At 38.3% G+C, this 20,039-nt stretch carries 10 protein-coding genes; 3 read left to right on the top strand and 7 right to left on the bottom strand.

The annotated features are described in order from the left end of the window. Nucleotides 1–20: 20 nt before the first annotated feature. The gene (locus IPP32_11235; GenBank protein ID MBL0048654.1) at nt 21–1,451 is read right to left on the bottom strand and encodes a peptidylprolyl isomerase; all 1,431 of its coding nucleotides are present in this window, start codon (nt 1,449–1,451) and stop codon (nt 21–23) included. A 151-nt stretch (nt 1,452–1,602) separates the two neighbouring features. Here IPP32_11235 and IPP32_11240 point away from each other — a divergent pair, with 151 nt between their 5' ends. From IPP32_11240 to IPP32_11250, 3 genes are read left to right on the top strand one after another with little or no spacing between them, the layout of a single operon-like run. Next, nucleotides 1,603–2,469, top strand: coding sequence for an acyltransferase (locus IPP32_11240; protein MBL0048655.1), 867 nt, complete (start codon nt 1,603–1,605; stop codon nt 2,467–2,469). 41 nt (nt 2,470–2,510) lie between these two features. Further along, nucleotides 2,511–3,851: an NAD(P)-dependent oxidoreductase gene (locus tag IPP32_11245; protein MBL0048656.1), complete on the top strand. Its 1,341-nt coding sequence runs from the start codon at nt 2,511–2,513 to the stop codon at nt 3,849–3,851. Nucleotides 3,852–3,885: 34 nt separating this feature from the next. Continuing rightward, nucleotides 3,886–5,544 carry a M28 family peptidase gene (locus tag IPP32_11250; protein ID MBL0048657.1) on the top strand — a complete coding sequence of 553 codons (1,659 nt, stop codon included), beginning with the start codon at nt 3,886–3,888 and terminating at the stop codon, nt 5,542–5,544. A gap of 9 nt (nt 5,545–5,553) precedes the next feature. Here IPP32_11250 and IPP32_11255 read toward each other — a convergent pair whose 3' ends face one another. The 6 genes from IPP32_11255 to IPP32_11280 all read right to left on the bottom strand — a co-directional run bounded on the left by IPP32_11255 (nt 5,554) and on the right by IPP32_11280 (nt 19,874). Beyond that, on the bottom strand, nt 5,554–6,477 hold the full coding sequence (locus IPP32_11255; protein MBL0048658.1) for a DUF2279 domain-containing protein: 924 nt from the start codon (nt 6,475–6,477) through the stop codon (nt 5,554–5,556). A gap of 131 nt (nt 6,478–6,608) precedes the next feature. Further along, nucleotides 6,609–8,015 (bottom strand): phosphoglucomutase/phosphomannomutase family protein, encoded by a 1,407-nt coding sequence (locus IPP32_11260; protein MBL0048659.1) that lies wholly within the window; start codon nt 8,013–8,015, stop codon nt 6,609–6,611. A 273-nt stretch (nt 8,016–8,288) separates the two neighbouring features. Then, on the bottom strand, nt 8,289–9,515 hold the full coding sequence (locus IPP32_11265) for a hypothetical protein (GenBank protein MBL0048660.1): 1,227 nt from the start codon (nt 9,513–9,515) through the stop codon (nt 8,289–8,291). A gap of 96 nt (nt 9,516–9,611) precedes the next feature. After that, nucleotides 9,612–11,786, bottom strand: a complete 2,175-nt coding sequence (locus IPP32_11270; protein MBL0048661.1) for an OmpA family protein — start codon at nt 11,784–11,786, stop codon at nt 9,612–9,614. A 61-nt stretch (nt 11,787–11,847) separates the two neighbouring features. Beyond that, entirely contained in the window at nt 11,848–12,807 is a 960-nt protein-coding gene (locus IPP32_11275; GenBank protein ID MBL0048662.1) for a type IX secretion system membrane protein PorP/SprF, read from the bottom strand. A 44-nt stretch (nt 12,808–12,851) separates the two neighbouring features. After that, entirely contained in the window at nt 12,852–19,874 is a 7,023-nt protein-coding gene (locus IPP32_11280; GenBank protein ID MBL0048663.1) for a tandem-95 repeat protein, read from the bottom strand. Nucleotides 19,875–20,039: the final 165 nt, after the last annotated feature.

The following is a 20,039-nucleotide window of genomic DNA, read 5'->3' on the forward strand; positions in this document are numbered from 1 at the left end:
ATTACAAAGATGAGAAGATATTATTCAATTTCAATTTTTTCAGTAAGCAAAATCTTGTTTACTTCGATTGATAAAAAGTAAACACCTTTTGAAAGTTTGCTTGAATTAATTTTAAAATCGTTAGGCCCGGAAAGTGCATTTCTTTTTTCGCTTAAAACTACTTTTCCGCTAGCGTCATGTATCTTTATATATGCAGAACCTGCTAATTTAGACTCAATTGATGCAGTAAATTCTTCTTGAATTGGATTTGGAAAAACTGATTTTAATGAAACTGTTTCCGTTCCGGCGTTTGGATTTCGAATTCCTAAATTAACGCCAGTTTTAAAGGAAAAAATTTGAGAAGAAAGTCCCTGACTTGTACCTTGGTTTCCCCTTACGCGCCAAAAATATGTTGTGTTTGGAAGTAAACCTGTAGCTTGATTAATGGTATCGGTAATCCCTGCTTGATAGTATGCAAGCGACCCGGAAGTGAAACTTGTATTGGTTGCAATTTGTAACAAGTAGGTAGTAGCTCCCGGTACTTTTGTCCATTTACAAAGAGGATTTAACACAATACCTGTATCCAAATTGATTGGCAAAACTAATTGTGGAGCAGCTTTAGTAGTGAATGCTCTAACATTTGAATAAGCGCTTTCATGCCCGCCGTTGTTTGCTTTCACACGCCAAAAATATTTTGTATTTCCTAATACATTTGGTAAACCGGTAGCGTTTACACCAACAATTCGGGTATAATTCACCATGGAAAATAGCGAATCTACACTAAACTCGGCAGTATAAAGTATTGCATCATTGCTGCTTGACCAAGTAATATTTTGAGTATTTCCCACATTTACACTGTTATTTGCAGGTGAAATTAAGGATGGAGCAGTCGGTATTGTATTATTTACACCAATATAGGTAACAAACATTTCAATTTTTTGAAGCGGCACATCATTCAAATCTTTTGGTGAATTAACAATGGTATCGACTATATTCATACCTTCAGTTACCTTTCCAAAAACAGTATATTGTCCATTTAAATTTGGGGCGGGTGCTACACAAATATAAAACTGAGAAGAAGCGCTATTTATGTTGTTATCCCGCGCAGCACCAATAATACCACGCAAGTGCTGCACGGCACTAAATTCAGCATTAACGGTTGGTTGATTAACATTTCCCTGACCCCAAGTGGATATTGGACCATGAATTGAGTTGGGATCACCACCCTGAATAACAAAACCTGGAAGAACTCTGTGAAAAGCAGTACTATCAAAAGCTAAAGCTAAAGCCAGGCTGTCAAAATTTCGAGTATGGTTGGGCGCTATTAAAGGGAATAATTCTAATTTGAATGTACCTAAATAACTACCGGCGCGGTGGGTAACAATTTGATAGCGGGGTTTGTCGATTCCTTGAGCAAACAAAGAATTTACTACCAGGCAGAAACAGATTAAAAAAAACAACTTCTTGTTCATAGGGTTAAATTGACAGGTTAAGGACAATCGAAGTTAATAATAAATTGCAAGACCGTTAAAAAAAACAAGTTTTCGCTTTTGTATTCAAAAAAAATTATCTTTAACCGAACAATTTTAGAGAGGTCCATTTAAAAACTAAAAAAATAAAGCTATGCCACGAATGATTAAATCAGGACTCATTCAAATGAGTTTGCCCAAAACGGAAGGAGAAGGAACTATAAAGGAAATTATAGATGCAATGGTTCAAAAGCACATTCCTCTGATTGAAGAAGCGGGAAAAAAAGGTGTTCAGATTTTGTGTTTGCAAGAAATATTTAATACTCCCTATTTCTGTCCTGGTCAAGATAAAGCTTGGTATGAATCGGCTGAAAGTGTACCGGGTCCTACAACTGATTTGATGGCCACTTATGCTAAGAAATACAACATGGTGATTATAGTTCCCATTTATGAAAAGGAACAAGCCGGTGTGCTCTATAATACCGCTGCAGTTATTGATGCAGATGGTACATACCTTGGAAAATATCGTAAAAATCACATTCCCCACACCACAGGTTTTTGGGAAAAATTCTTTTTTAAACCCGGAAATTTAGGCTATCCTGTTTTTCAAACCAAATACGCTAAGGTTGGGGTATACATTTGTTACGACCGTCACTTTCCGGATGGAGCAAGGTGTTTGGGTTTAAATGGTGCAGAAATAGTATATAATCCATCGGCAACTGTTGCAGGTTTATCTCAATATTTATGGAAGTTAGAGCAACCTGCACATGCTGCGGCAAATGGTTATTTTATGGGATGTATTAATAGAGTGGGTACAGAAAAACCATGGAATCTCGGTAAATTTTATGGTACCTCTTATTTTGTTGATCCGAGAGGACAAATATTTGCCTGTGCCAGCGAGGATAAGGATGAATTATTAATTGCAGATTTTGATTTGGATTTAATTGATACTGTGCGTTCCACCTGGCAGTTTTTCCGTGACCGCAGACCGGAGACGTATGGTAAATTGGTTGAATTGTAGTCTCAAATTATCGCATTTATTAAACCAAAAAGTCATAAGAAATGATTGAAGCAAATCGATTGAGCAAGGTAGAATATGCGCACAACTTTTCGGATGTGCACCCTGCATTTGAAACCGATGAAGGAGCGCTGATAGAAGCGAATCGTTGTTTGTTTTGTTACGATGCACCCTGCACAAAATCTTGCCCTACAAGCATAGATGTTCCACAATTTATAAAGCAAATAACCACTGATAATGTACGCGGCTCGGCAAAAACGATTTTGAGTTCGAACATTATGGGTGGTGGATGCAGTAAGGTTTGTCCGGTGGAGAAGTTATGTGAAGGTGCTTGTGTGTATAATTTACTACATGAAACGCCTATACACATTGCAAAACTTCAACGCTATTCAACCGAAAAAGCAATTGCTCAAAAATGGAAATTATTCAGCCGCAAAGTTTCCAATGGTAAAAAAGTGGCTGTTATTGGAGCAGGTCCTGCCGGATTAGCTTGTGCTCATGCGCTTTCGCTCGAAGGAGTGGATGTTACCATTTATGAAAAGGAGGCTAAGGGTGGAGGTTTAATGACCTATGGTGTGGCTGCGTATAAAGTTACACCTGAGTTTTGTAAGGAAGAAGTTGATTACATACTTTCGCTTGGAGGAATCAGCATCAAGTACTCTACTGCTTTGGGAAAAGATATTGAATTGACTGAGTTACAAAAAAAATACGACGCAGTATTTTTGGGAATCGGTGTTGGTGTTGCGCGTGAATTAGGAATTCCGGGAGAAGATGCAGCCGGTGTGGAAGATGCCATTTCATTTATTTATAAGCTGCGTACACAAGATTATTCAAAAACTCCCGTAGGTGATAAAGTAGCCGTTATTGGAATGGGGATGACAGCAATTGATGCGGCTACCCAATCAAAACGACTCGGAGCGAAAGAAGTAACCATGATTTATCGCCGCACAGAAGCTGAAAAACCTTGTACACAAGAAGAATTGGATATTGCCCGACTGGATGGTTGCAGTTTTATTTGGCTCGCATCGCCTAAAGAAATTGTGAGTGAAAATGGCAAAGTGAAACATTTGGTTTGCACTAAAATGAAATTGGGCGAACCGGATGCAAGTGGAAGAAAATCACCCGTTGCAACAAACGAAACAATTACCCTTGAGGTAGATATGGTAATAAAAGCGGCCGGACAAATCCCATTTGAGACACTTGTAAATACTGCGGGTTTAGCTAATTCGAGTGGGAAAATTAAAATTGAAGCTACTACAGCAACGAATCTTAAAGGTGTATTTGCCGGTGGCGACTGTGTTAATGGAGGAAAGGAAGTAGTGAATGCTGTTCAGGAAGGCAAGGATGGAGCTAAAAACATACTTGCCTATTTGGGATTGAAATAACATTAAAATTCTAATACTTAATTCAATTTACTTTATGTTAAAAAAAATATGTGCCCTTTGCATATTAGTTTGTTTATACATTAGTGCAGCAGCCCAAGATACAGCCATTATGAAGTTTGATTCGGCTTTATATTACAGGGATTATCATGCCTCTTGGGATAGCTTGATGCATGTTTTATATCCTCCATTACCAATAGATACCGCAGCATTTAATGTTTCAAAAACCATCACCGGGAAAGATTTAAGAATGCATTTAACGGAGCTAACATCTGCTAAATACGAAGGTCGCGAGACCGGATATCCCGGACAAAAAGAAGCCGAAAAATACCTAAGCGCTAAACTTAAATTTATGGGAGTAAAACCTGCAGGTGAAAATAACACTTTTGTACAAACTTATAATTTAAAAGAAGATACAGTTAAACGTGCGGTGTTTCAAGTAAACAATAAAAATTTTGTGCATTACCAAGATTTTTACAGTTACCTTAATTTTAATCGCAACGATTCTACTGAAACAGATAAAATTTATTTTGGTGGCTATGGAATTGAAGATGAAAAATATAATGATTACAAGGATTTAGATGCAAAAGGAAGTATAGTAATGATTCATCAAGGAGAGCCACAGATTAACGATAGCACTTATTTGCTCAGTGGAAACAGCACCCCATCTGCTTGGAGCAACCGCTGGGAAAGCAAAATGAAAGCTGCTACTGATAATGGAGTAAAAATGTTGTTGGTTGTTGTGAAGAACGCCAAGGAAGATGTGGATAATAATTTTAGAATTAAAAATCGTCCGATGCGTTTTGAGAATGACTCTTCCGAACGCAGTCAATATTGTAATGTATATTACATTTCCAGAGATATGGCAGTTTCAATATTTGAAAGTGCAGGAAAGGATTATAACAAATTTGAAAAAAAACTTACTTCAAGTTCCTCGCCAAAAGGGCTTAAACTAAAAGTAAAAGCAAAAGTTGTATATACCAAAGTTAGTATTAAAAGAACGTCTTCTAATGTGCTCGGAATCATTGAAGGAAGTGACAAAAAAGGCGAGTACGTTGTTTACTCCGCTCATTATGATCATTTAGGAATGCATGATGGTGTGATTTATCCGGGTGCTGACGACGATGGTTCGGGAACAGTTGGATTGCTTGAAATTGCGCAAGCATATTCACTTGCAAAAAAAATTGGAAAGGGCCCCCGACGAAGTATTTTATTTATTTTCTTTTCGGGTGAAGAAAAAGGATTACTTGGTTCTGAATACTATTCTCAACATCCTGTTCATCCGCTTGAGAATACTGTAGTGGATTTAAATATTGATATGATTGGTAGGTGTGATGAAGCTCATGAAAAGACTCCAAATTATGTATATGTAATCGGTGATGATAAACTAAGTAGTGAATTGCGGGGCATCAATGAGAAAGCGAACAATACTTACCAGAAAATGGATATTGATTATAAATACAATGTTGATAATGAGCCCAATCATTATTACACCCGAAGCGACCATTATAACTTTGCCAAAAAAGGGATTCCAATTATATTTTATTTTAACGGAACCCATAAAGATTATCATAAACCAAGCGATACGCTGAATAAAATAAACTTTGGGAAACTTATGTTTACAGCTAAGCTGGCGTTTTTTACCGGTTGGGATATAGCAAATAGAGAAGAGCGCTTAAAGGCTGATAAAAAATAATTTCTCCATTTAAAAAAAGAAAGGGCGAAATTTTAACCCACTGTGTTCATTTAATTCGAGCGTAGGGGATGGGAATTTGATAAAGCCAATTGTTTTAAAAAGTGCTTTTAGAAAGGGAGATTTAGTTTTTATTTTTGAGAGTTCAATATCTGCTGAAAGGTAATATTGGCGTTGCCGCTTAAAAACTGGTAATGCATTACCATTCGAATCAAAATCGGGATTATTGTTTCCTCCGAGCATCCCATCTGCTCCATAACCAACAGCCACATTCAGCCACTTCGGAAACTTACTTTCAGTGCTTAAAAAGGATCCAATATTAAAGCTCAACCAATATGTTTGCGCATTGTAATCCTTAATAATACGTTCTTGAAAATTTGCACCTAAAACCGCTGGACGGTATTTGGCATAAGGACTTGGTGTGTTTGAAAATTTAATGCAAATACGTTGCTCATTCCACAACAACTCCTCTCCTATTACCAAGGCTGACCCTAGGGTATTTGCAAGGATATCACCTTTTGAGAAGCCCCATTCTTTTGAATAGCCATCAAAAATTTCGATAGTGGTGAGAAAAATGGAACCTAAACTACCTCCAAAAATAATAGCATTGCGGTGCTTAATACCCGTCCAATCCATTACTTCTATTCCCAATTTACCAACGTAATAAGCTGTGGTGGCGTGCCCAATCTTGTCCATTTGCAACCACTCTTTGTTGTCGTTAAAGAAATGAAAACTCGACTTTGGATAATCCTTATACCATAAGCTATTTAATCCAATCATTAAACCGCCATATATTGCCACTTCGCTCCCAACAACCAGTGCAAGCCTTTTTTGTTTTAGCAACTTTGCCTGACTTGAGTTGGATACGCTATCAATTTGTGAAAATGCTTTATTGGGACTGAGCTGTATAAGCGCAGATAACGCAACTGCTATCATATACTTTGGTACCCTTAGCACATTTTGACAGAACAGCACGTGTTGAAAGATGAGTTACACTTTTATAAAAGATATTGTGATGAAGAAAGCACAAAGGTTCACCTGTATAGATGAACCTTTGTAGCTCTTAATTAGGCTAATAATGTTTCCTCGGTTGCTTTAAGAATTGCAAATGCATCTTCTTTATTGGCAGCTTCGGCATAGGTGCGTAATACAGGTTCAGTGCCTGATGCGCGAATCATCATCCATTCTTTATCGTTGAAAAAATATTTATATCCGTCTAAATTTTCTTCGCGCACCACTTTGTATTTACCAAACTGTTTGTACTTATGCTCATTACAAGCAATTACAATTTTGTTTTTTAAATCTTCTTTAAGGCGTAAATCGCTGCGTTCAAACCAAAATGTACCGGTAATATCGTATACTTCCTGAATTAATTCTTTCAGCGATTTTTTTGTTTTAGCCATAAATTCCCAAATTACCAATCCCATCCAAACACCATCTCGTTCTGGGATGTGGCCTTTAATGGCAATTCCTCCACTTTCTTCCCCGCCCAACAAAACATCTTCTTTAATCATAATTCCACAAATCCATTTGAAACCAATTTTCACAACTTCCAGCTCCAAACCGTAATGCTCGCACATATTCTTAATTTTTTCGGTGGTGCTGAAAGCTGTACACACCTTGCCTCTCATGCCTTTGTACTTGTATAGGTAGTGAATCAGTAGTAAGATGATGTGGTGCGAATCCACAAAATTCCCTTCGTTGTCATAGAGTCCAATTCGATCCGCATCACCATCTGTAACCAAGCCACAATCGATGTTGCCGCTCATTTTAATCATCTCGCTAAACTCCGTCAAATTTTTATGAATGGGCTCCGGTGCTTGTCCTTCGAAGGAAGGGTTATTTTCACAATGTAAAAAAGTAATTTCAGGAAAAAGTCGACGCATTACATTCTGACCAGCGCCAAACATAGCGTCGTAGGCAAACTCCAAACCTGAATTTCGGATAGCATCCAAATCAAAATTTGCTTCTACTTTTTCGCAATACATGGTTTCTAAATCCATGTATTCCACCGCGCCTGATTTCACTAAATCATCCACAAAAATAGCATCCAAATTCACCGGATTTTTTTCAGGAATAATATCTTCAATTTCTTGTACCTTTTCAGGGATAAGCGGCCCGCCATAACTGCCTTTTAATTTAAATCCATTGTATTCGGGAGGATTGTGACTTGCAGTAATTATGATACCCAGATCTGCTTTTTTCTCAACTGCACCCATTGATATCATTGGTGTGGATACGAAACCTTTGGCAAGATATACTTTAATTCCACTGTTGGTAAGCACTTTTGCTACCGTTTCTGCAAACAGTTCGCCTGCAAAACGGCAATCGTGCCCAACTACAACACTTGGGTTTGCCTTTTGCTTTTTCAACCATTCAGCAGTAGCGGCAGAAACGCGTGCTACATTTTCAACCGTAAATTCTTTCGCGATAACGGCTCTCCAGCCATCTGTTCCAAATTTTATTTTCGTCATGATATTATAAATTTATTCGTTTCTATCTTTCAATTCACACAAATATAAACGAATTATTGATTTGTTGATTAGCTGATAAGCCGATTAGCCGATTTGATGATTAGCTGATTTAATGGTTAGCTGATTAGCTGATTAGCTGATTTTGGGGTTGTAGATTTTTTAAGTGGTTGAGTTTTTAGGTTTATCAGTTTTAGTTTAGTGATTCGCCTATTTTATGACTTTCTAAAGTTTTGGATTTGCTTTACTTACTTTTTTTGAAAATAATTTGCAGTATTACTTCAATTTAGTTTCGTCGTAATATCGATTTAGGATGGTTGAAACTACCGATTGGTAATAGCCCCAGAAGAAGCGATTTCTGTCGGTTTTATCTTCCTTCATGTATAAAAAATACCTAAACTTTGTTATGCCACGCATTTTTTTCATGCGATTTTTATCGTGTGGATTATCGGCAAAGTCTCCTGCAAAATAGTAGAATTTATAATCGTCTTTATAATGCTCCACGGTGGCCGGAAAATGTTTTGGAATCTTGTGTTGTTCCAAGATTTTATCGCCTTCGGGAGTTGTTTCTAATTCATATTCACTAACTAAATGATTGTTGGGCAAGGCTTGAATAATATCAAACCAAAAAGGAAATTCAATTCTTTCGGGTACATTAAACCGCTCTCTATCGCTGGCGTTTGTTGTTACTACCGGTAAATCATTAATTAAATCCTTATCCTTTTCCAAAATCACTACTTCATTGTTATCTTTTATAAACACAATTCCGGATTTAGTAAACGGCCATTGGTTGTGGTTTTGATTTTTATATAAATGTACCAGCCAGGCAGGAACTTCGGGAGTTTTTGCAGTATCGAGGTTATCAAAATAACGCCCCATCCAGCCGGTCCAACGTATTCCAAACATATCTTCAGCTTGTTTTCGAAAAACCGATTTTGTGGGTGGTGCAAGCATATTGAATTCGGTAAGAATTAACTTTTTACTTTCCTTCATCTTTTGCAAAAACTCCACATCTTGTTTCACCAAGCCCCCATATACTAGTTTATCGTGCTCTTTCTTTTTTGTTCTTCCAAAAATCCCACCCACAATATCTAAGAGCTCATTGGCATTTCGTTTAGTTTCTCCCACATCCACAAACCATTCGTCATAGTTGATACCATTCATATCCGTGTAATAGGCCATGTCATAATGCTTCACAAGTGAATCCAATTGCCGGGTATTGCTTTGGCTTAAATCATTAATGGTGTACATGAAAAATTCTTCCGGAAAAAAACCCATGTAATCTTTTGTCTCATCATATAAATCCCCGTTTTGCTTGGAAAATTTATTATTCGTTAGCACAAAATTGAAGCTCTTGTGATTGTCGCCGGCAGTAGTCATTACCGTTTTATCTAAAATAAATGCTTCCATATTTCGAGGGCTGGTCATTTGCCAGTAAATCCACATCCATAACGGAAGTAAAAAAATAAAAATGGTGATAGTATAAACGATGATTTTTCTCATAGCACTACAGCGTAATTTAAAAACAGAAATGTAACATCATTTTGGGGTTTCGCTAAATTAACTAGTTAGATATCTTCGAATGAAAAGTTATCTAAGTTATTTAGCGAATCCGGTAACTTTAAATTCTGTCCTTCGGTTTTGCTGGTGTTCTGCTTCAGAGCAGGCTGATTTAACAGTACCTTCACAGGAACATGTGTTAGTTAATTTGGTTTCGCCATAGCCTTTACCAGCAATTCTTTTTTTATCGATGCCTTTGCTGATAATGTATGCCACACTAGATTTAGCGCGTGCTTCCGAAAGTGCCAAATTAGAGGCCGCAGACCCACGGCAATCGGTATGTGAGCTAAGTTCTACAATGATATCCGGATTATCGATCAACACTTGAACAGTTTTATCCAACTCATTTGCAGCATCAGTGCGAATAGCGGACTTACCTAAATCAAAATAGATGTTATCAATTTTTATTGCTTTACCCACTACAATTTTTTCGAGTTCGGTTGTTTTCACTTCAGTAGAAGGAACTTTCAATCCTTCGGTTTTAGTAAAATATCCACCTTTTTTACTGGTGGTTACAGTATATGTTTTTTCTTTATCCAAATCGCATTTACTGTATTTTCCATCCACACCGGTTACGGTTTCAAAAACTTTTGCTCCGGTATTGTCCTTAATTACAACAGTTGCATCTTGAGCAGGAGTACTATTAGCCGATTTATCCAACACAATTCCGTTGATGCAATTTTTATCTATTTCCTTTTTCAATAAAATATCTGTTGATTCAGCGGAAGCTGCAAATTTTTCCATTTTTGAAATGTATTTATCCGCCTTTGCACTAAGCTCACATTCTGTTCCGGGCATTAGTTCAAGTGTATACACTCCATCTTGTTTGTTAAGATTTGTCACCTTACCGGATTTCGTTTCCTTTACTTCCAACTCGGAAGCCAGCATTGCTTTTGAATCTTCATCCTTAATGTTGATTACATATTTTTTCTTTTGTTGAACATTGCTGCGTGAAAAAGAGAATATATCATCATCGTTGTTTTTACCACCTCTGTTTGAACTGAAATAACCGGTTTTAGCGTCTTTGTCGAGTGTGATTCCGAAATCATCTTGAGAACTGCTAAATGGAGCATTCATATTGCTTGCATTCCCCCAAGATCCATTTGTACCGGAAGCTGAATATAAATCAAGTCCTCCTAATCCATCCCAACCGTTGGAAGAAAAATAAAGTGTATTATCAGCGCCAAGCGTTGGAAAAACTTCATTCCCCTTGGTATTTATTTTATCTCCTAAGTTCACCGGTTTTCCCCATTTTCCACCTTCCAAGGAGCTTACCCACAAATCCATTCCACCCAAAGTACCGGGCATGTCGGATGAAAATACAAGTATATTTCCGTCGGCACTTAATGCAGGATGCGCGCAATTATATGCATCGTTGTTGTATGGAAAGGCTTCCAAACCTTCATAAGAATTCTCTTCAGCATTATAAGTAGTGGTAAATAATTGCAATCGAACCACTTCATTGTTGGTTCTTTTTTTATTCTCTGCCAGGCTGTTTGCAGTGAAAATCATTTTCTTAGTATCAGCTGAAAAGCATAATGGACCATCGTTATAATTAGAGCTATATTCCTTTTTTAATTCCTTTGGTTTTGTAAAAGTGCTTCCCTCCTTTTTCGAAATATAAATCAGGTTATACACTTTATTACTCCAAGTATGTTCTTCACGTATCCACTCGGTTCGCTGGCGCGTAGATGTAAATACAACATCGTTTTTTAAGAGTTGCGGACAAAAATCATTTTCATCGGAATTTAAAGCAACTTCTCTTTTAATTTTCACCGCTGCAGAATCTTTGTAATAAACCGATAGATCAGTTAAACCACGTGTATAATTAGAAGTGCGTGCATCCGAAGCAACTTGTGGGGCAGCTAAAATTTCTTTTGCTTTACTGTATTTTCCATTACTCATTAAGCTTTGCGCATAATAAATAATTTCGTCGGGGCTTGCTTTTTTTAGCGTGTAGAGTTGCGTGTAATACTCTTCTGCTTTGAGTGTATTGTTATTTAGCCGATAGCAATCTGCAATTTTTTTAAGTGCATCCGCATTGCTTTTGTCTTTCTTTAAAACGGCTACATACTTTTCGATTGCTTCGCTATAGGATTTAGCATCGTATAAACTATTGGCTCGGGTGAGCATTTTATTTTGTGCAAATACAGCCGTTGAAACTAGTAATAGGGTAGCTAATACTATGCTTGCGAGGGATCTTGTTGGTATCATAACTGAACTCATTTTTATCAATATTATTTTCTTCTTAGATGCGACACGTTTAAACTAAAGCTTAGAAATAACGGTTAGAAATTATTTTGTTTCCTTTAAAGCCAAATACATAGCCTAAGCCAATTTCGTGCGAGCCACTCGAAAAATCACGAATTTTAGAAAGGCTGTAATCGTAGGAGTAACTTATCAAAAATTGCGGATTAATTTGAAGACCGGCAATAAAAGACATATCGGCTTTAGAGCGGTAAGATGCTCCAATCCATAATTTTTCCATTATCAAGGCATTGAGGTTGACATCAATTTCGGCGGGTGCATTTTTTACTGCTTTCACCATAATTTGTGGTTTCAATTTTAAATCGGCACCTGCATCAAAAACACGTCCCATAGTAAAGTAATAATGAAACTTAGAAGGATCTATAGCGGTATTTTTAAGTACATCTCCACCACTTGTAATACTTAAATTATCAGCCACCATCCGTGGAAGTGAAACCCCTGCATAAAATTTTTGAGTGGAATAATAAATTCCTGCACCAAAATTTGGTGTGAGCACATTTCCGGTATTAGCTGAAAAGCGTACATCATTTAAATCGGTGGTTTGCAACTCGGCATAATTGTTTGATTGCACATGCACACCGCCCATTAAACCAAAACTTAAATGGCCCTTTTCTCCTGTTTTTATACGATACGCATACGTCAAGTAGGCCAAATTCCGACGCAATTTTCCGTCTGCAATTTTTTCGTTGAGCAAACTTAAACCTATGCCCATTTTATTATTAGCAAGCGGCCCATGCAGCGAAACCGTTGTAGTAACCGGGCGGCCTTCAAAACCCACCCATTGCTGGCGGTGTAGCGCATTAATAGCTAATGCTTCCTTACTTCCCGCGTAAGCCGGATTGATAAACATTTCGTTAAACATGTATTGCGTAAACATGGGATCGTATTGCGCCATGAGTTTGGTTCCGGCACTTGCCAAAAGCACAAGCATTATTGCAATCAGTTTTTTATGTGCGAATTTTTTCATCTTTCTCTTTTTAAAAATTTATTCCTATTGTACTGTTACCAGGATTAATATTCAATTACTACATAGCCTTTGCGTGGCTCCAAATCATCGGCGCTGAGCTCGAGCACGTAATAATAAGTGCCTTGTGTTACTTTTCCATCGCCTTTATCGGATAAGCCATTCCAGCTGTTATCGTAGGCTGTTTTTTGATACACAATATTTCCCCAACGATTATAAATGGTGAGGCGATTATCCGGATAGTTTGAAAGTCCGCGAATAACAAAATTTTCGTTCTGTGCATCGCCATCCGGCGTAAAGCCTTGCGGGATGAATAATTCAACCGGTGTAACGTCTACAATTCCATTCAAGGTTACCGGTGTAGCAATATCCTCTCCTTGGTCGCTCGGATTTCCGTTGAGGTCATTATCAATGTGTCCGTTATTACTTTTATCTTTTGATAGATTCCCATTTGGTCCGGTGCCATGTGCATCGGCAGAGTTTAGGAAGGTACCCGAAGTTCCATTCGTATTTACATTTATTTTAAGCACAACGGTACTGGTAACACCCGGTGCAATGCTGCTTGCTTGAGGATTAAGTATATTAATGTTGCTGCCTGTTCCTGTGTAATTGTTATTCGTAACTAATCCGCCACCAGCACTTATACTTGATACACTAAAAGTTACAGGCGATGGGAAAGTCACCGATAAATTATCAATTATATCGATAGAAGTTAATGGAACAGTTCCCATATTTTGAACATCAAATGAGTAGGTCACATCAAAAGTTCCATCCGATTTGATATCCGAAACGCTGGCAATTTTTGAGAGTCCAATTTGAGTTTTTGATGAGAAGCTCAAAGGTGTTGCTCCGCTTTCGTTTGGATTTCCATTTCCATCCGGATCAGGATTTAATCCATTAACAGATGAATCAGGAAGCGAAGACAATGCAGATCCAATCGCTGAATTATTAAATGGTCCAATTGCGCCATTTGGATTTACTAACAAGGTTAATCGAAGCGTATCCACTCCACCGGCTGCTAGCGTATTTGTTTGAGGCTCGAGCAGGTTTGTATTTGTACTACCGTTGTACAATGAATTGGTTAATAAGTTTGTTGCTTGTAAACTGCTTACTGTAAAAGTTGCCGGTGCCGGGAAGGTTGCGCTCAAATCGTCGGTAACTTGCACAAAGCTAGCTGCGCTGGTACCATAATTCTTCACAACAACTTTATATACCACTGCAAATGAACCATTGGTTTGCAGCACAGGTGGCGCAACCGACTTAGCAATTCCGATTAGCGCGAATGGAACATCCGCTATAACGGTAATGGTTACAGTTGCCTGATCGCAAAGCGGTGTTCCGGCATTGTCGCATGCACTATACACAAAAGTATCATTACCTGTAAATCCTGCATTTGGAACGTAATTAAAGGAACCATTTGAATTAAAAGTTAGCGTTCCGCTACTTGGTAAATTAACAATTGTATAAGTTAATGGATCGCCATCCACATCCGAATCATTTGCTGTTACTATTGCAGCAATTGGAGTATTAAAGTTGGTCACAAAACTGTCGTCGTTGGCAATAGGCGCATCATTTACCGCAACAACTGTAATCGAAACAACTGCAGTATCACAAAGTGTTGGCACTCCATTATCGCAAACTTCATAAGTAAAGCTATCTGAACCATTAAAATTCAAATTTGGAGTGTAGGTAAATGTACCATTCGCATTCAAGGTAAGCGTACCATTAAGCGTTGTATTAAGTACACTGAAGGATAATGCATCTCCGTTAGGATCGCTGTCGTTTAGGCTAACATCGGTGTTAAGTGGTGTATCCTCATTTGTAGAGAACGTATCGTCGATTGCAATCGGTGCTTGATTGATAACTACCACTTGAATTACATTAAATACAACAATTGCAGTATCACATAATGCAGGTGTACCATTATCACACACCGTATAAGTTAATGTGTCATTACCCGAGAATCCGGTTGCAGGGGTATACACAAAACTTCCGTTCGTATTAAAAGTAAGCGTACCATGCAGTGGATTTATAATTACACTAAATGATAGTGGGTCACCATCCACATCGCTATCGTTAGGAGAAACATCACCATTCACGGCAACATTTTGATTGGTAGAAGAGAGATCATCCACAGCTACCGGCGCATCGTTAACCGGAGTTACAGTGATGTTTACCAAACCTGTATCGCAGGTAATCGGTAAACCATTATCACAAATCAAATAGCTAAATGAATCCGGTCCATTGTAGTTGGTAGCGGGTGTATACGTAAAAGTTCCATTGTTATTGAACACCAATACACCATGCGCCGGCTGCACCAATGCAGAGTAAAGAACAGTGCTACCATTAGTTAAGTCATTTGTGGAAACATCAGCTGTTAAAGGAGTGTCTTCATTGGTAGTGAAAGCATCATCAACAGCAGTTGGTGGTGCAATTAAACTGCTCACTGAAATTACCAATTGAGCCGTATCACACAGCGAAGGAGTACCATTATCACAAACCACATAAGTAATCACATCGTTACCGACAGTACCATTTGGTGTGTAGGTATATGTTCCATTGGCATTTAATATTGCTGTTCCAATTGAGCCATTTGTTAAAATTGTATAGGTTAACACATCCCCATCAATATCGGAGTCATTTACAGAAACATCACCACTAACCGGAAGTGGAATTACGGTGGAATTAGTATCATTTATGGCAAGCGGCGCATCGTTTATCGGTAAGACAGTAATAAATACTGTAGCCGTATCGCACAAGCTAGGTGAACCATTATCGCACACCACATAAGTAAAACTATCCGGTCCGTTATAATTTGGATTTGGCACATAACTAAAACTGCCATCCGTTCCCATAATTAAGGAGCTTGAATGGGTGGATGATGTGAGCAAATTAAAAGTTAAAATATTGCCGTTTACATCCGAGTCATTTGTAGCAACCGATGAAGCTAAGATATTGTCTTCATTAACAGTTAACGTATCGTTAAGTGCTGTTGGTGCATTGTTGATCACATTTACTCCTATTACAACAATGGCAGTATCGCACAGTGAAGGCACACCATTATCGCACACCACATAAGTCAAAGTATCATTTCCTACAAAATTGTTATTGGGAGTGTAGGTGTATTGTCCATTTGCATTCATTAACGCAGCACCATTCGCACCATTTATAAGAATTGTGAAGCTAAGTGTATCTCCTCCATCAATGTCCGAATCATTAGTTGAAACATCACCATTTACTGCTAAATTAATTGGTGTAAAGTTCACATCATCAACAGCCAGCGGGGCATCATTTACCGGATTTACAGTTATACTAACTGTAGCATTGGCACAAAGCGCTGGAATTCCATTATCACAAACAGTGTAAATAAAAGTATCCGTTCCATTAAAATTCAAATTGGGTGTGTAAGTAAAAGTTCCATCTGAATTTAGGACTACGTTTCCGTTAGCGGCATTGGAGAAAAGTGCAAAGGTGAGTGGATCGCCATTTGGATCGGAGTCATTGGTGCTCACATCTCCATTTAAGGCAGTGTCTTCATCGGTATTGAGGTTAGTATCGTTAACAGCAATTGGTGCTAAATTGGTAGTATTTACGCCAATCACCACAATTGCGGTATCGCATAGCGATGGCAAAGCATTGTCGCAAACGGAATAAACCAAAGTATCATTTCCAATAAAATTGTTGTTGGGAGTGTAGGTAAAAGTTCCATCGTTATTAAAAATTACAATTCCACTATCGGGACCTGAAATTAAATTAAATGTAAGGGGATCGCCATCCACATCAAAATCATTGGCAGAGGCATTTCCGCTTACAGGTAAATTAAATCCGCCAAATATAGCATCGTCAATTGCTACAGGGGCATCGTTAATTGGATTAACAGTAATTGTTACCAAGCCGGTATCGCATAACGAAGGTATACCGTTGTCGCATACTAAATAAGTAAACGAATCTGTTCCATTAAAATTCAAATTCGGAGTGTATGAAAATACTCCGTTAAAGGTCATAGCCACTGTACCATTTGATGCACTTGTAAGCACAGAAAACACTATTGGATCTGTATTGGGATCGAAATCATTTGCAGCAATATCGCCACTTAAAAAAGTATCTTCATCTGTTTGGGCTGCATCATCAATAGCAATCGGACTAAGGTTGGTTGTATTTACGCCAATAACAACAATTGCTGTGTCGCACAAGGAAGGAATTCCATTGTCGCAAACTTGGTAGGTGATGGTATCGTTGCCGGTAAAGCCTAAATTGGGAGTATACGTAAAACTGCCATCCGGAGCAAAAAGAACAATTCCATTTGCAGGATTACTAACCACAGAGAAAGTTAGTTGATCTCCATCAATGTCACTATCATTAGGAGAAACATCTCCATTCACCAAAATATTTAATCCGGTTAAAAAGGAATCATCCACAGCCAAGGGTGCATCATTTACGGCATTTACAGTAATCGTAACAATTCCGGTGTCGCAAAGGCTTGGAATACCATCGTCACAAACCGTATATGTAAAACTATCTGAACCATTAAAATTAGGATTGGGAATGTAATCGTAGCTACCATCAGTATTCAACAATAAAAGACCGTTCAAGGGATTGAAAAGTATTGCAAATTCAAGCGTATTGCCTTCTAAATCCGAGTCGTTGGTAGCCACAGTTGAACTTAAAAAAATGTCCTCATCGGTAGTTTCAATATCATCAACAGCAATTGGTGAATCGTTTACCGGATTAACTGTAATCGTTACGAGGCCTGTATCACATAAGGAAGGTGCTCCATTATCACAAACCTTGTAAGTAAATGAATCGGGTCCATTGTAATTTAGATTAGGTGTATAGGTAAAAGTACCATTGGCATTCATCAACACTGCACCGTTTGTTGGGTTTGTAACAATTGAATACGTAAGCGGATCACCATTTAAGTCTGAATCATTTGTAGACACATCAGCACTTAAGGGATTATCTTCACCTGTCGAGAATACGTCATCTACGGCTGTTGGCGCACAGTTGGCTGCGGGTGCTAAAATTATTGTTTGGTCAAGTGTACAGCTGGTGGCATTTTTTAAGCGGATGGTGTATGCGCCAGAAGTTAAATTTTGAAAAGTATTGGCCGGCACAATAGAAGATACCACTACATAAGGGCTTGCATTATTATGCGCATTGCCAATAGTAAATGCAATTGAATCGTTTGGATTAATTCCATTCAATACAAATTTACCGCTCGTTGGAGCACCGCAAACAGGGTCGGTTTTGGTTACAGATGTAAATGCGGGTGATGGGAAAATAGTAATGTTTAATGCAATTGTATCGGTGCAACCTAAGGTTAAGGTTTTAATACCAAAATAGGTGGCACTACTTGTTGCTACAGCAACCGGACTAAATCCTGAATTATAATACACATAGCCAGGAAGTGCAGTTGCTAATGATGAAAATAAGAAAGGAGGGCAAGAGCTAAACGCTGTATCCGGCGGAAGTGAGCAAGATGGAGGTAAATTGATTACTGTGCTGGTATATCCCGGAATTGGACAACCACTGCCATCAAAAATACTTGGGTTACTATAATTTGCTTGCGTATTTCCGGAAAGCTGTCCGGTTCCAACCCCGGCAGCAATCGAATTTACAAATCCGCTGCAACGTAATTTTATGCATTCTTCGGTAACAGTAGCTCTAAATTTAAAAGTGGAACTATCGGCACCAGTAGGATTATCAATAATTGCACCGCCGTTAACTGCATCAGCACCTGTTCCAACACGCACCACCACACGGTTTCCAACAGCATCAAATTCAGCTTGATCGTCGCCGGCAATATCTGATTTATTTCCTTGATTTGGCCCGGCAACTATTTTAATGGAGTTGGGCACATAATCGAGGTTAAAAGGAATGGTGTCGATTAGAATTGAATTTATAGATACATCGCTACCTAAATTTTGAATGGTTACGGTATACTCTAGTGTATCGCCCGGATTAAGTGGAGCGCCATTTATATCAACAGTTGTATTTCCAATTCTAATATCCGGCTCATATACATCAATCGCAGTAGTTACTACTTGTGCATAATAATTTTCATTTCCGGTTGTCAAGCGAAGGGACGCAAAAGTGGCATTATTTCCAATGAAATTTTTGCTGCTGTTATCGGGTGCAAAAATATCGGCATCCCAACCCATGGTATTGTGTAAAAGCGGCACGCGGAAAGGATTCTCCACTCCTTTGTTTTCGATGGTACTATTAAAAATATCGCGGGTAGGATTTAATGCATCGTTCACCGAAATATAAGTGCCTGCACCATTAAAATATAAACTATCCTGTACAAAACCTCTATCGCCATCGTAGGCCACAACACCCATTTCGAGGGTAACCGGTCCGGTTGGGGGAGTTAAAAATCCGGTTAAATCAATTTGAACAGGAGTAAAAGTGGTGCTGATATTAGCCACCCCACCAAACACTGTTAAGTTCTTCAAAGATTCCAAGTCATTTCTATAAGCCACAACCAATGTCCACCCACCAAAACGATTGGCAGTGCCGGTTTGCGTAACTAAATCGGCAATGGTGTAACGCGCAAATCTTCCAAATCCTTGCGCCAGTGAAGTAATGTTTTTATAGCAGTGATAAGTGATAGAACCAGAATTGTTGCTCACTAATGAATCTGCATCCAGTTCAACATAAGCACTTCCGTTGGCTGAAATTTTAATTTTATTGCGATTTGCAAAATTAGGTGTAGCGTTATTCACGGAGCCTCCCCAAAATAATCCGGCGTAAGTAATGTTACTACAAGCCGGCAAGTTTAAACTATCGCTGGAAGACATAAAGGTGGTGCCATCCGCATCCACATCGACATACGATTGAATGAAGTCGTTGTTTTGGGTTGTTCCTGCAGGCGCGAGTTCATTTTCGGCAGCAGCGCATCCGGCAAGATTACCGCAAGACACGCTTACATTGGAAATGTATACTATACCTCCCTTTTGGTTGTTCTTATAATACACTTCAAATGGTCGAACAACCTGCGCTTGTAGCGCGAATGCACTAAATACAGCAAGTACTAGGAAAAACAATTTTGGAGAGAACTTGAGCTTCATATAATGTAGTATTAGAATTCTTTTTTAAAAATTATTGTAAAGAAAGGACATAAGAAGTGTTTCTGCCAAAAATCAGGTGCTAAACTTTTGAACATAATTCAATACACTGTTGAAAAATTTGCAAGAGCAAACTCGTATTAAAAAAATTAATACCGTATCTAGGCA

The sequence above is a fragment of the Bacteroidota bacterium genome, assembly GCA_016721765.1.
Lineage (GTDB): Bacteria > Bacteroidota > Bacteroidia > UBA4408 > UBA4408 > UBA4408.